Origin of the sequence: Yoonia sp. R2331 (assembly GCF_041103235.1) — a bacterium.
Taxonomy (GTDB): domain Bacteria; phylum Pseudomonadota; class Alphaproteobacteria; order Rhodobacterales; family Rhodobacteraceae; genus CANMYO01.
In genome coordinates, this window is sequence record NZ_JBGCUN010000001.1 from 1,731,896 (window position 1) to 1,744,788 (window position 12,893).

The 12,893-nt window shown below is 59.7% G+C and carries 10 protein-coding genes and 4 tRNA genes; 3 read left to right on the plus strand and 11 right to left on the minus strand.

Going from position 1 to position 12,893, the window contains the following annotated elements; translation table 11 throughout:
* Window positions 1–63: 63 nt before the first annotated feature.
* From ispG to hemA, 3 genes are all read right to left on the minus strand, one after another.
* Window positions 64–1,185: a flavodoxin-dependent (E)-4-hydroxy-3-methylbut-2-enyl-diphosphate synthase gene (ispG, locus tag AB3Y40_RS08910; RefSeq protein ID WP_369438439.1), complete on the minus strand. Its 1,122-nt coding sequence runs from the start codon at window positions 1,183–1,185 to the stop codon at window positions 64–66.
* Window positions 1,186–1,268: 83 nt separating this feature from the next.
* On the minus strand, window positions 1,269–2,459 hold the full coding sequence (locus AB3Y40_RS08915; protein ID WP_369438440.1) for a RodZ domain-containing protein: 1,191 nt from the start codon (window positions 2,457–2,459) through the stop codon (window positions 1,269–1,271).
* Window positions 2,460–2,571: 112 nt separating this feature from the next.
* A complete protein-coding gene (hemA, locus tag AB3Y40_RS08920; RefSeq protein ID WP_369438441.1) occupies window positions 2,572–3,795 on the minus strand; it encodes a 5-aminolevulinate synthase in 1,224 nt (407 codons plus the stop codon).
* Window positions 3,796–4,099: 304 nt separating this feature from the next.
* Here hemA and AB3Y40_RS08925 point away from each other — a divergent pair, with 304 nt between their 5' ends.
* Window positions 4,100–5,473: a M20/M25/M40 family metallo-hydrolase gene (locus AB3Y40_RS08925; protein ID WP_369438442.1), complete on the plus strand. Its 1,374-nt coding sequence runs from the start codon at window positions 4,100–4,102 to the stop codon at window positions 5,471–5,473.
* 140 nt (window positions 5,474–5,613) lie between these two features.
* Here the strand turns inward: AB3Y40_RS08925 and AB3Y40_RS08930 are convergent.
* The 7 genes from AB3Y40_RS08930 to AB3Y40_RS08960 all read right to left on the minus strand — a co-directional run bounded on the left by AB3Y40_RS08930 (window position 5,614) and on the right by AB3Y40_RS08960 (window position 8,738).
* Window positions 5,614–5,690: transfer RNA gene (locus tag AB3Y40_RS08930), tRNA-Asp, on the minus strand.
* Between the two features lie 233 nt (window positions 5,691–5,923).
* Window positions 5,924–6,000: transfer RNA gene (locus tag AB3Y40_RS08935), tRNA-Asp, on the minus strand.
* Between the two features lie 94 nt (window positions 6,001–6,094).
* On the minus strand, window positions 6,095–7,165 hold the full coding sequence (locus AB3Y40_RS08940; RefSeq protein ID WP_369438443.1) for a glycosyltransferase family 4 protein: 1,071 nt from the start codon (window positions 7,163–7,165) through the stop codon (window positions 6,095–6,097).
* Window positions 7,166–7,316: 151 nt separating this feature from the next.
* Window positions 7,317–7,392 (minus strand) — tRNA-Val (locus AB3Y40_RS08945).
* Window positions 7,393–7,422: 30 nt separating this feature from the next.
* Window positions 7,423–7,983 (minus strand): histidine phosphatase family protein, encoded by a 561-nt coding sequence (locus tag AB3Y40_RS08950; RefSeq protein ID WP_369438444.1) that lies wholly within the window; start codon window positions 7,981–7,983, stop codon window positions 7,423–7,425.
* A 228-nt stretch (window positions 7,984–8,211) separates the two neighbouring features.
* A tRNA-Val gene (locus AB3Y40_RS08955) sits at window positions 8,212–8,286 on the minus strand.
* 74 nt (window positions 8,287–8,360) lie between these two features.
* Window positions 8,361–8,738: an HU family DNA-binding protein gene (locus AB3Y40_RS08960; protein ID WP_369438445.1), complete on the minus strand. Its 378-nt coding sequence runs from the start codon at window positions 8,736–8,738 to the stop codon at window positions 8,361–8,363.
* Between the two features lie 171 nt (window positions 8,739–8,909).
* On the opposite strand from AB3Y40_RS08960, the gene AB3Y40_RS08965 reads away from it, so the two are divergent.
* A complete protein-coding gene (locus AB3Y40_RS08965; RefSeq protein ID WP_369438446.1) occupies window positions 8,910–9,485 on the plus strand; it encodes a hypothetical protein in 576 nt (191 codons plus the stop codon).
* 58 nt (window positions 9,486–9,543) lie between these two features.
* Here the strand turns inward: AB3Y40_RS08965 and lon are convergent, their stop codons facing one another.
* Window positions 9,544–11,952 (minus strand): endopeptidase La, encoded by a 2,409-nt coding sequence (gene lon / locus AB3Y40_RS08970; protein ID WP_369438447.1) that lies wholly within the window; start codon window positions 11,950–11,952, stop codon window positions 9,544–9,546.
* Between the two features lie 359 nt (window positions 11,953–12,311).
* On the opposite strand from lon, the gene AB3Y40_RS08975 reads away from it, so the two are divergent.
* Window positions 12,312–12,890 carry a hypothetical protein gene (locus AB3Y40_RS08975; protein ID WP_369438448.1) on the plus strand — a complete coding sequence of 193 codons (579 nt, stop codon included), beginning with the start codon at window positions 12,312–12,314 and terminating at the stop codon, window positions 12,888–12,890.
* The last annotated feature ends 3 nt before the right edge of the window (window positions 12,891–12,893 follow it).

Sequence of the window (12,893 nt, forward strand, 5' to 3'; positions counted from 1 at the left end):
CTTTCGTCCGGGACGGTGGGCGGGGCGTCTTTGCGCGCATGCGCAAACAGCGGCGCACGACCGTCACTCTGCCGCCTGCGCGGCCTTTTCAATCTCTGCGGCTTTCGCCTCAACCTGTTCCACGATGTGATCGACCATCTTGTCATTGTCCATCTTGTGGCTCTGTTTGCCCGCCAAATAGACCATGCCGTTGCCAGCCCCGCCGCCGGTAAACCCAACGTCCGTCATCAGCGCCTCGCCCGGACCGTTCACAACACAGCCAATGATGCTCAGGCTCATCGGGGTCTTGATATGCTCCAACCGCTTTTCCAGCGTTTCAACCGTTTTGATCACGTCAAAACCCTGCCGTGCGCAGCTTGGGCAGGAAATGATATTTACCCCGCGATGCCGCAGCCCCAACGATTTCAGAATTTCATAGCCGACCTTGACCTCTTCCACAGGATCAGCAGAGAGCGAGACCCGGATCGTGTCGCCAATTCCCATCCACAACAAGTTGCCCAGACCAATTGCCGATTTGATCGTGCCACTGGTCAACCCGCCAGCCTCTGTAATGCCCAAATGAATCGGGGCATCGGTCTGTTCGGCCAGCATCTGATAGGCCGCTGCCGCCATGAAGACGTCCGACGCCTTGCAGCTGATTTTGAAGTCGTGAAAATCGTTGTCCTGCAACAGCTTGATATGGTCGAGGCCACTTTCCACCATCGCATCCGGACACGGCTCGCCATACTTTTCCAGCAGGTGCTTTTCCAACGAACCCGCGTTCACCCCGATCCGCATCGAACACTGGTTGTCCACCGCGGCCTTGATCACCTCGCGCACGCGGGTCTCATCCCCGATATTGCCCGGATTGATCCGCAAACAGGCCGCCCCTGCCTCTGCCGCTTCGATCCCGCGCTTATAGTGAAAATGAATATCCGCTACGATCGGCACGCTGACCTCTGGCACGATCTCCTTCAGCGCCCGGCTGCTCGCCTCGTCCGGGACCGAAATGCGCACGATATCGGCACCTGCATCGGTGGCCGCCTGCACCTGCGCAATCGTGGCCTTCACATCCGTGGTCAGCGTGTTGGTCATGGTCTGCACGGTGATCGGCGCATCCCCCCCCACAGGGACAGAGCCGACCATGATCTGGCGGCTTTTGCGGCGTTCGATATGACGCCAGGGGCGAATGGCATGCAGGGACATATGCGGTGACCTATCAGGTTGCGTTCAGCCACAACCTAAGCGCCCGACCCAGCCGGGGCAACGGTCGCACCACGCATATCTGATTATTCGGTGATAGCCACTTCGGCGACGTTCACGATGGCCGCCAGATCATCATCTTGCGTCAGATCCGCAACAGCGAAGCTTTCGGTCAGGTTTTCCACTGACAGTGCAAGGTTTGATGTCACCTGCCCACGCGCGCCCGCCGGGCCATAGGCTGTGCCGTTCACCGCAAAGTAAAGCGCGCCGCTTTCGCCCACACGCAGCGTTGCGGGCTCTTCGGTGGCCGGCAGATCAAAGGTGTCGCCCTTGTCCAGAATGCCCTCGAAAATCACCGAACCGTCCGCAGCCCGCACGCGCACCCAAGCCGGACGCACCGCCAGAATTTGCACTTCTGGCACAGGGCCCTCACTGACCTGCGGCACCACTGGCCCTGTTGGCAGGTCCGCTTCGGCCACGGCTTCGACCAAGGCCCGGTCCACATCCATCGGCGCAATCGTGCCCACATCGTCAGGCCGCAATGTCGAGATCGGCGCATCCCGCGCCACCAGCACTGGCACATCCAAGGCCTGTGGCCGGTACAACCGGTCCAACGCCTCTGGCGAGGGTGCTGTGAAGTCGCTTGAAAGATCGGCGGTTTCCGTCAGCGCGGCAGCACCCGCCAGCGGATCAATGTCCGACAGCACAACCGGTGTCTGTTCGACAGGCGCGAACTGCACCCGCTGCAATTCCTGCAAGACCGACCAACCGCCGTAGCCCAGCCCGCCAATCAGCGCCAGCAGCACAACCATCGACCCAACAGCACCCGGTTCGACGCGGGCGAACATCGCCTCGCCTGCGGGCACAAATGGTGTGGCAGATGACGCAAAAATATCCTTGCCCTGAAACGGGCTGGATTGTTCGCGGGGTTGCTTGACCGAACTGGCCGCCGCTGACATGCCATGCGCCGTGGCAAACCCGCTTTCGCGGCAGAATGTGTCAAACGCCCAATCGGGATCCATGTGCAAATAGCGGGCATAGGACCGCACGTAACCTGCAATAAATCCGGGCGTGTCAAAGGCCGAAGGGTCCGCGTTTTCAATGGCCGCGATATAAGCCGCCTTGATCTTCAGCTCGCGCTGCACATCCAACAGGCTCTTGCCCATTGTGGCTCGCTCACCGCGCATCAAATCGCCCAAACGCAACTCGAAGGCGTCGAAACCTTTGGTTTCCACGTCCTCAGCAGCCTTCGCGCGTCTGAAGCTCTTAACGATCATCGCCGTCCCGTGCCTGTCTCTGTCCCCAGCGGCTCCCCCTGACGAATCGTGTCGGGCAAAACCTTTAAAGAGATATTAACACAGACCTCCGGGGTCTGCACATGCCCAAAGCCTAACCAACCATGTCGGCACGATTCAGCGCACAATGGCTCCACAGTGTATCAAGGCTGGACACAAGCGCATCCATCTCTCTTGGGCCATGTACCGGCGATGGGGTGAAACGCAGCCGCTCTGTGCCTCGTGGCACCGTTGGAAAGTTGATCGGCTGCACGTAGATCCCGTGATCCTGCAACAGCATATCCGACATCAGTTTGGTGTGTTTGGGGTCGCCCACGATCAGCGGCACAATATGACTGCCATGATCCACAATCGGCAGGCCCAAACCCTTCAACCGCAGCTTAAGGATTTTCGCCTGCGTCTGATGCTTTGCGCGCAATTCCTGGTCTTCTTTCAGAAAGGCCACGCTGGCCGCAGCCCCCGCTGCTACGCTGGGCGGAAGCGACGTGGTAAAGATGAAGCCCGGCGCATAAGACCTTATGGCATCACACATCTTTGCCGATGCCGCGATATAGCCACCCATCACGCCATAGGCCTTGGCCAGCGTGCCGTTGATGATATCCAACCGGTCCATCAACCCGTCACGTTCGGCCACGCCACCGCCGCGTGGGCCATACATGCCCACCGCGTGCACTTCGTCGATATAGGTCAGCGCGCCGAACTCATCTGCCAGATCGCAGATCGCTTCAATCGGGCCAAAATCACCGTCCATGGAATAGATCGACTCAAACGCAATCAGCTTCGGCGCAGCCGGGTCATCGGCCTCCATCAGCGCGCGCAGATGTGCCACGTCATTATGCCGGAAAATTCGCTTGGCACCGCCATTGCGGCGCACACCTTCGATCATGCTGGCGTGGTTCAGCGCGTCGGAATAAATGATCAGCCCCGGAAACAGCTTTGGCAGCGTCGATAACGTGGCGTCATTTGCGATATAGGCGCTGGTGAACAACAAGGCCGACTCTTTGCCATGCAAATCGGCCAGTTCAGCCTCCAGCCGCTTATGATAAACCGTGGTTCCGCTGATGTTGCGTGTCCCGCCCGATCCCGCACCCGTGGCTTCAATCGCATCGTGCATCGCGCTCAGCACCACCGGATGCTGCCCCATGCCAAGATAATCATTGCCGCACCAAACCGTCACAGGTGCTGTGCTGCCATCGGGTTTGTTCCAAGTGGCGTGTGGAAATTGGCCGCGCGTGCGTTCGATATCAATAAAGGTGCGATACCGCCCTTCCTCGTGAAGACGGTTCAATGCGCTGTCGAGCTTGGCCTGATAATCCACCAGCAATTCCTTCAACTTACTCCGGCGTCAGGACGCCCTGCCGCTGTCTTGGTGTCCATATAGTGCTGCACCCCTCTGGGCAACACGCTACAATCTGTCACGCCTTTTCTACGACAGTCAGTCTGTCCCGGATTTGATCTGGCGCAAGTCCGGAAAATCCCACCAACCGGTCACCAAAGCCTTCGAAGGCTTTGGTCAAAACCCTTCAAAGGGTTTTGCACCGCCCCATCGCAACCGTCATCCCCATTGACCTTGCCACTGATCCTGCCACCCTGCCGCCAAAGAAAACGCACAGGTGGCCCCCATGACCCTTTCTTCTGTCCTCGCCCGAATCGACACAGATCTCGACGCCGCAACCGACCGTCTGCTTGATCTGCTGCGAATCCCGTCGATCTCCACCGACCCGGCCTACAAGTCCGACTGCGAACGCGCAGCAGATTGGCTGGTGGCAGACCTCGAAACCATTGGTTTTACCGCCTCCAAACGCGCCACACCGGGCCATCCGATGGTCGTCGCACACTATGACGGCCCCGGCCCGCACCTGCTGTTTTACGGCCACTACGACGTGCAACCCGTTGATCCACTTGACCTTTGGGATAATGATCCCTTCGCCCCCGCAATCGAGGAGACTGCCAAAGGCAAAGTCATCCGGGGACGTGGCTCTTCTGACGACAAGGGCCAGCTGATGACCTTTGTCGAAGCCTGCCGCGCCTGGGTCGCTGAACACGGCAGCCTGCCCTGCAAGATCACGCTTTTCTTTGAAGGCGAAGAAGAATCCGGCTCGCCCTCTCTAGTCCCTTTCATGCAGGAAAACGCCGCTGAACTGACCGCCGATGTGGCAATGATCTGCGACACCGGCCTTTACGGCGACAGCACACCCGCCATCATCACCCAACTGCGCGGCCTGCTGGGCGAGGAATTGACGATCACCGGCCCGTCCCTTGACTTGCATTCGGGCATGTACGGCGGCCTCGCCATGAACCCCGCGCGTGTGCTGGCCCGGGTCATCGCCTCCTTGCACGATGAAACCGGCCGAATCACGATTCCCGACTTTTACGACGGCGTGCCAGAGCTCTCGAACGAACTCGCCGCCGCCTGGGACGACCTGAAATTCGATCACGCGCAATTCCTGGGCGACGTGGGCCTGTCCATCCCCGCAGGCGAACAGGGTCGCCGCCCGCTGGAAATGATCTGGTCTCGCCCGACCTGCGAAGTGAATGGCATGACATCCGGCTACACTGGCGACGGCTTCAAAACCGTGCTCCCGTCCAAGGCATCAGCCAAAATCAGCTTCCGCCTTGTGGGCACGCAAGATCCGCTGAAAATCCGCGAAAACTTCCGCGCGATGGTCGAAGCGATGATCCCTGCCGATTGCAGTGTCACCTGGGACGACCATGGCGCATCCGCCGCCGGTCAAATGTCCACCGACAACCCCGCCTTCACCAAATCCGCCGCCGCGCTGACCGACGAATGGCCCAACGCCGCGGCTTACGTGGGCTGCGGCGGCTCGATCCCCATCGCCGGCCACTTCAAGACCGAACTGGGCATGGATGCGATGCTGATCGGCTTTGGCAAAGATGACGACGCCATCCACTCCCCCAACGAAAAATACGACCTTTCAAGTTTTCACAAAGGCACCCGCTCCTGGGCGCGCATCCTCCACGCCCTGACCGACTGATCTTCTTCTGGCCAAAAATATCCCGGGGGGTGCGGCGCTTGCGCCGCGGGGGGCTGGCCCCCCAAACGCGCAGGCCCCGCCTGCGCCAAACATCATGCACGCGCCTCTGGCGCGTTCAATTTGACAGGTCATTGGAAAAATGGCGCGGTTGACGGGGCTCGAACCCGCGACCCCCGGCGTGACAGGCCGGTACTCTAACCAACTGAGCTACAACCGCGCGTAAGCTGCGGATTAAGCGAAGCCCCGGTGACCGTCAAGCGCGATTTGAACCGCCTTACCTGTGATAGATCAAAACGGCAAACAGCCAGACGTCACCCCCACCTGCGCCGCATGCTTAGCCAAACCAAAAGAAGCGCGCACATCCCACCAAAGACAGCATATTCAACGATGGATCGAACAACACTCTGCCAACAAAAAAGGCCCCCGAAACCGGGGGCCTCTTTGCAGCAGTGGCGCGGTTGACGGGGCTCGAACCCGCGACCCCCGGCGTGACAGGCCGGTACTCTAACCAACTGAGCTACAACCGCGCATCTGCAACCCGGCTATGCTGCCGGATGTCGCGCTTGATAGGCCCGGGGCCGCCGCCCGTCAAGCAAGCATATCGGTTTTTCTGTGGGTTTTTCACCTGCCCTGATCTACAGTCGCCAATTCTTCGAAAAGCGCATTGATCTCGAGTCCAAATCGCTCCGGTTGGAACCGCGCGGCATAGACTTCCAAACAGGCCGGGCGCATCGCGCGCAACCTGTCCCGGTCCAACCCGGCCAGACAAGCCTCAATCCCTGCGACATCCGCCGCAAAGACAGCGCCAGTCTTCCGATCCGTAACCAAATCAGGCATCGCCCCCACGGCACTGACCAGTGCGGGCGTTCCTTGGGCAAAGCTCTCAGCAATGACCAAACCGAACCCCTCCCACCGCGACGGCACAATCAGCGCGTCCGCCGCCGCCATCTGACCTGCGACCTCTGCCTTGCTCATCCAGTCCAGAACTTGCACACCGGGGGGCAACCTGCCGCCCGCTGCGGCCTCCGCTTCCGCGCGTGTGCCGCCGACAATCTTCAACACCAGATCAGACCGCCCAACCGCTGCAATGGCCTGCAGCAGTAAATCCAATCCCTTCTGTCGCGCAAACCGGCCCGCAAACAACAGCGTCAGCCCCTGCTGCGGCGGCCCTTCCACCGGCTCTGCCACAACCGGCAAGGCCGCATTCTCAATCATCACCGACCGCGCGCCCAAGCCTCGCGCCTCCGCCAGCCGCTGCTCGTAGCCTGAGATATTCACCACCTGGACCGCAAAACGCGGCAATACCCGCTCGGCCAGCGCCACCACGCGCTGCTTCCAGCCGCGCCCATAGCGATCGCTGGGCCACCCATGCGCGCAGAACACCACCTTCGCCCGCCCGAACGACAACAGCGGCAACACCGCCATGGCAAAGCTGCTGTGCAAGAAAACAATGTCGGGGTCGCGCCTACGTACCTCGGCCCGCACGGCCCGGATCATCCGCCAAATACATCCCACACCGCGCCCAGTATCATCAAAGGTCACACGCGGCATTTCGCTGGCCACACCATCCGGCTGGGACTGTGGCAGCACCGCATGATGTTCGTGGCCGGGATCACGCACCGTCCAGATCAGATCCAGATAAGTTCCCACACCGGCCTTTGCGACCTGACTGACATGTAGAATGCGCGGCATCTTTCCAACCTGCTTGGGACAGCCTGCGATAGCCAGCACTGTAGCGGATGTCAAAATGAACGCACTGCGTCACCCCGCCGACCCGGCTCCCGCCGCAACTTTTCTGCGAAAAGCCGCTTACCGGCACGCCACCATTTTCCCGTTGGGAAAATGGTGGGTCGTGAGAGGCTCGAACTCCCGACATCTTCGGTGTAAACGAAGCGCTCTACCAACTGAGCTAACGACCCGCTGAGGGGGGATTTAGGCGATCATGACGCCTATTGCAACAGCTCCTGTGCACCATCTTTCACATGCCAGACGACACCCTGACCACCCTGCGCCGTGCCGACGGTCAACGCACCCTCGCCTACCAGCAAAGACCGGACCATCCGGCTGGTGATCCCATGGGTAAACAGCAGCGCAGGCCCGGTCAGATCATCCAAAAAGTCCTGCACTCGCGCCCGCAGCCCATCAAAGCCCTCACCGCCCGGCGCATTTTCATATTGTGCAATGTATGGGTCATCCCCTTCAACCAAAGGCAAATCGCGGCGATATAGCCCCGACCAGTCCCCCACCGAAATCTCGCGCAGCCGGTCATCGGTGCGAATCTCATCCACCAGACGTCCCGCCGCAATGCCCGCCGTCTGAAACGCCCGACCCGAGGGGCTGCTGAGGCACGTAAACCCGGTCAAATCACGGCTCCGCAAAATCTCGCCCTGCCTGGCGGCCTGCATCTCGCCGTTGGGTGTCAGCGGCGAATTCAACCACCCCTGCATTCGGTCAGCGGCATTCCATTCAGTCTCGCCATGGCGGCAAATATAAAGCTCTGGATGTGTCATGCCCCGCGCCTACCGCAGCTACAGCCGACACCCAACCCCCTTCTTTCTTTTGAATGAAAATATGCCGGGGGTTTGGGGGCTGGCCCCCAATAGAGGTCGTGTTTGGGGGCTGGCCCCCAAGCGCGCAGGGGAACCCTGCGCCAAACATCACGCGCGCGCCAGCGCACATTTTTGAAAGAAGCCACCAAAGAAAAGCGCCGGCCCCGCTAAGGACCAGCGCCCGAAAACTGGTGGGTGATAAGAGATTTGAACTCCTGACATCTTCGATGTGAACGAAGCGCTCTACCACTGAGCTAATCACCCTTGCGACGGGGTTTAGCGCGGTGCCGAACCGCTTTCAACCCCGGTTTTCAACGCCACCTCATCCCCATTGCCGCTTAGTCAATGACCTCGGTTTTGGTGGTGCGAATTTTCAACGTCAGCGCCTCCGCCCCCCCGCTCAGCGCCTTGGATTTCATCACCTTGATCTTGCCAAGGGGCGGCAGGTTCAGCTCATCTCCGCGCAACAGCGCCTCGCGCAGCTCGTTCAATGCCGCCTCAATTGCGGGCTTGGCGTCGCGCCGTTTTACCCCGCTGCGCGCGACTGCATTGTCCAGAAACGCGGGCTTTTTCAGCGCCTGCTGCGCGACAACCGGCTGTGCCGCTGCCACCACTTTGGGCGCGGTGCTTTTCACCGCCTCTGCCTTGGGCGCAGCCACATCATCAGGCGCTTTGACGTTCAACTTGATCGTGCCGTCCGGTTTCTTCTCGCTCATCGCCCCGCCCTTTTGCTGTTCTTGACTTCAGGCTACCTGCCCGCAGCGCAGGCGACAAGTTGACGTTGCACTACCTCCTGCAATCAGAACCGCACAAATCTCTCCTGTCCCTGAAACTCCCGGCGTTCCCGTCCCGTGCCTGCTGCTATCAAAACCAAAGGGATTTCAGACATGGCCTATCATTCTTCGCTTTATAACTTCGGCAATATCATTGGCTACACCGGCAAACCTGACCGCCTGCCCACGGTCTATTTCCGCTGCGACCGTCAGCAAGTGGCCGGCCGGATCACCCAGCAGCACCAGTTTTCCTTCAATGTTGGCCGCGCCCAGCCCCGCACCAGCGTCGGCCACGTGATGCGCAACGAAATGCACCGCGGCAAGTTGTGCCTGCACGAATACCGCAACGGCAAACTCAAGCACATCAGCCGCAACGCCTTTATCTCGCTCGAGGTTGAAACCGAAGCCGACCGCCACCTTGCAGTGAATTACAACGACCTCGCCCTGATCGCACAGGCCCTCCGCAATTTCCCAAATGCCAAGGCCTGCGCCGATCTTGACGAACGCGAAGGGGCGCGATTGATGCTGGTCATCCGCGACAAGACACGGATGCTGGCGGATCTGTCCTTGCACGCAGCAACCACGACAGACATGCGCCCTTCGACCGTCACCGAGAACGCACCGTTTCGCGCCAACCTGCGGGCTGGCCTGCGTGGCGGTCAGGTCACGTCAAACCTGCACCGTACTTGACGCCGCACGTAAAAGGGGCGCCCCACAGGGCGCCCCTTCTGGTGCAATTCATCGGGTGCTAGTGGACGCCAGCGCTTGGCGCATCGCCGCCCTTGGACAAGGCCGCTGCTGCAGCAGCCTCTTCAGCTGCCTCGTCCCACTCAATCGCTTCGGGCTTGTCCACCAGCGCGCGTTCCAAAACCTCTGACACGTGCTTGACGGGAATAATCTCCAACCCGTCTTTGACGTTGTCGGGAATATCCGCCAGATCCTTGGCGTTGTCCTGTGGGATCAGCACCGTCTTGATGCCGCCACGCAGGGCCGCCAGCAGCTTTTCCTTCAACCCGCCAATCGGCATCGCATTGCCGCGCAAGCTGACCTCGCCGGTCATGGCGATGTCCTTGCGTACGGGAATTTGCGTCAGCACCGACACGATGGATGTCACCATCGCCAAACCGGCAGACGGCCCATCCTTGGGTGTCGCCCCATCGGGGACGTGCACGTGGATATCGAGATGATCAAACTTCGGTGGCTTCACCCCAATCTCTGGCGCAATCGACCGGACATAGGATGATGCGGCATCAATCGATTCCTTCATCACATCGCCCAGCTTACCAGTGGTCTTCATCCGGCCTTTGCCCGGCAGGCGCAGCGCTTCGATGTTCAAAAGCTCACCACCAACGCTGGTCCAGGCCAGACCTGTGACCACACCCACCTGATCCTCTTCCTCGGCCAGACCAAAGCGGTGCTTTTCCACGCCCAGATAATCCGACAGGTTTTCTGCGGTGACTTCAATGGCTTCGGCGTCTTTCTTCACCAGTTTTGTGACCGCCTTACGGGCAATCTTGGCAAGCTCGCGCTCCATGTTCCGCACGCCCGCCTCGCGGGTATAGACCCGCACCATCGCGGTCAGCGCATCATCAGAAATGCTGAACTCTTTGTCCTTCAGCCCGTGGTTCTTCATCACCTTGGGCAACAGATGCTGCCGCGCAATCTCGCGCTTTTCATCCTCGGTGTAGCCCGCCAGCGAAATGATCTCCATCCGGTCTAACAGCGGCCCCGGCATGTTATAGCTGTTCGCCGTGGTCAGGAACATCACGTTGGACAGGTCGTATTCGACCTCCAGATAATGGTCCACAAAGGTGCTGTTCTGCTCGGGGTCCAAAACCTCCAGCATGGCAGACGCCGGATCACCCCGGAAATCCTGCCCCATCTTGTCGATCTCATCGAGCAGGATCAGCGGGTTCGTGGTCTTGGCCTTTTTCAGCGCCTGAATGATCTTGCCCGGCATCGACCCGATATAGGTCCGGCGATGACCGCGAATTTCGCTTTCGTCGCGCACACCCCCAAGACTGATGCGGATAAACTCGCGCCCCGTGGCCTTGGCCACCGATTTCCCAAGCGAAGTTTTGCCCACACCCGGCGGGCCAACCAGACACATGATCGGGCCCTTCAGCTTTTTGGACCGTTGCTGCACAGCCAGATATTCCACGATCCGTTCCTTGACCTTTTCCAGGCCAAAGTGGTCGTTATCCAACACCTTCTGTGCCAGTCCAAGGTCTTTCTTGGTGCGTGATTTCACACCCCAAGGCAGCGACAACATCCAATCCAGATAGTTGCGCACCACCGTGGCCTCGGCCGACATCGGCGACATGTTCTTCAGCTTCTTCAGCTCGGCATCCGCCTTTTCGCGGGCCTCCTTGCTCAGCTTGGTCTCGTCGATCTTGCCTTCAAGTTCGGCCAATTCGTTCTGGCCGTCCTCACCATCGCCAAGTTCCTTCTGAATGGCCTTCATCTGCTCATTCAAATAGTACTCGCGCTGGGTCCGCTCCATCTGGGATTTGACGCGGGTCTTGATCTTTTTCTCGACCTGCAGCACCGACATTTCGCCCTGCATCAGGCCAAAGACCTTCTCCAACCGTTCGGTCACGCTCAGCGTTTCCAAAAGTTCCTGTTTCTGGGCGACTTCAATGCCCAGATGCCCGGCAACCAAATCGGCCAGCTTGGCCGGTTCTGTGGTATCACCCACGGCGGCCATCGCCTCTTCGGGGATGTTCTTTTTAACCTTGGCATAGCGCTCAAACTCAGCGCCAACCGACCGCAGCATCGCTTCAAGCTCGTCCGTGTTGCCCGGCATCTCAGTCAGGTACTCGCACGAGGCTTCAAAGAAATTCTCGTTCTCGACGAAACCCGTGATCCGCACCCGCGCCTTGCCCTCAACCAGAACCTTGACGGTGCCATCGGGTAGTTTCAGCAGTTGCAGCACATTGGCCAGCACACCGGCCTTATAGATACCGCCTTCTTCGGGGTCGTCCTGACCTGCGTCGATCTGGCTGGACAACAGAATCTGTTTGTCGTCGCGCATCACCTCTTCAAGGGCGCGCACAGATCTTTCCCGGCCCACGAACAGCGGGACGATCATATGCGGAAAAACGACGATGTCGCGCAACGGCAGGACGGGATAGGACGAACTCAATGGTTCTTGCATGCTCTGTTCCTTCATTCGGCAAAACGGCGTGGTCCCGCAATTGCAGCAACCCATGGGCCGTTTCCTGGCCTTCATATCTGGGGGTGACCCCAGAATAATCAACCATCGTTATTGTTCTCTTAGCGCCAACATGCCCCAAACGCACAAGGGGCCGCAACCGCGCAATCATGCGAATACCAGACAAATGCAGTTGCATTCCCGGTCGGCAATACCCTGCGACCTACCGCCACGTCAGCACCGCAATGGCCCCCCTATTGGCGCAGGCCGGGCCAAGTTTGGCCTTAATCATTCGTTAACTTCTTGGTCAATGTCCGGTCCACGTCTGCAACTGCCGGGCAAATCTGCTGTTGGAGTTCGCAATGAACAAATTTGTCACAACCCTTTTGTCCGCCGCTGCCGCTGTGGTCATTGGCACGTCGACAGCGCATGGCGCCAGTCTGCTGGCGGGGGATAATGTGTCATTGGACTTTGTGGATGACGGCACAACGGTGTCGTCATGGTCAGGCACGATCGGCGCGGGCCGCGATCTCAACCCCTATGGTGCGCTTAGCATTGACCTGAATACCGGGCCTGCGGGCGACGGCTTCACGATCACATCAAACGGCACCTACTGCGGTCTGTCGTGCAACGGCAGCACGGTCGAGATGATCTTTACCGGGCTCGATTTTGGCACCGCCTTCACGGTGGATAACTTCGTCGACACCACCGGGCTGTCGGCCTTTACCACGATCCTGTCAGACACATCGTTCTCGATCACCTGGACCGGTGCAGGTGGTGCGCATTTCTTCCCCGGCACCGTGGCCTTTTCAGGCACATTCGGGACAGTCACGCCCATTGCGGTGCCGCTGCCGCTACCTGCAGCCATGCTTGGCATTGCCGGTTTCGGCCTGATGGCCGCGCGCCGCAAGTCCCGGTCAGTCGGTCAGCCGTCCGTCTGACTT

Coding starts and splice junctions, on each gene's coding strand:
- AB3Y40_RS08975 (WP_369438448.1), top strand. CDS start 12,312: ATGAACAAATTTGTCACAACCCTTTTGTCCGCCGCTGCCGCTGTGGTC.
- AB3Y40_RS08950 (WP_369438444.1), bottom strand. CDS start 7,983: ATGACACATCCAGAGCTTTATATTTGCCGCCATGGCGAGACTGAATGG.
- AB3Y40_RS08960 (WP_369438445.1), bottom strand. CDS start 8,738: ATGAGCGAGAAGAAACCGGACGGCACGATCAAGTTGAACGTCAAAGCG.
- ispG (WP_369438439.1), bottom strand. CDS start 1,185: ATGTCCCTGCATGCCATTCGCCCCTGGCGTCATATCGAACGCCGCAAA.
- AB3Y40_RS08965 (WP_369438446.1), top strand. CDS start 8,910: ATGGCCTATCATTCTTCGCTTTATAACTTCGGCAATATCATTGGCTAC.
- AB3Y40_RS08915 (WP_369438440.1), bottom strand. CDS start 2,459: ATGATCGTTAAGAGCTTCAGACGCGCGAAGGCTGCTGAGGACGTGGAA.
- AB3Y40_RS08925 (WP_369438442.1), top strand. CDS start 4,100: ATGACCCTTTCTTCTGTCCTCGCCCGAATCGACACAGATCTCGACGCC.
- lon (WP_369438447.1), bottom strand. CDS start 11,952: ATGCAAGAACCATTGAGTTCGTCCTATCCCGTCCTGCCGTTGCGCGAC.
- AB3Y40_RS08940 (WP_369438443.1), bottom strand. CDS start 7,165: ATGCCGCGCATTCTACATGTCAGTCAGGTCGCAAAGGCCGGTGTGGGA.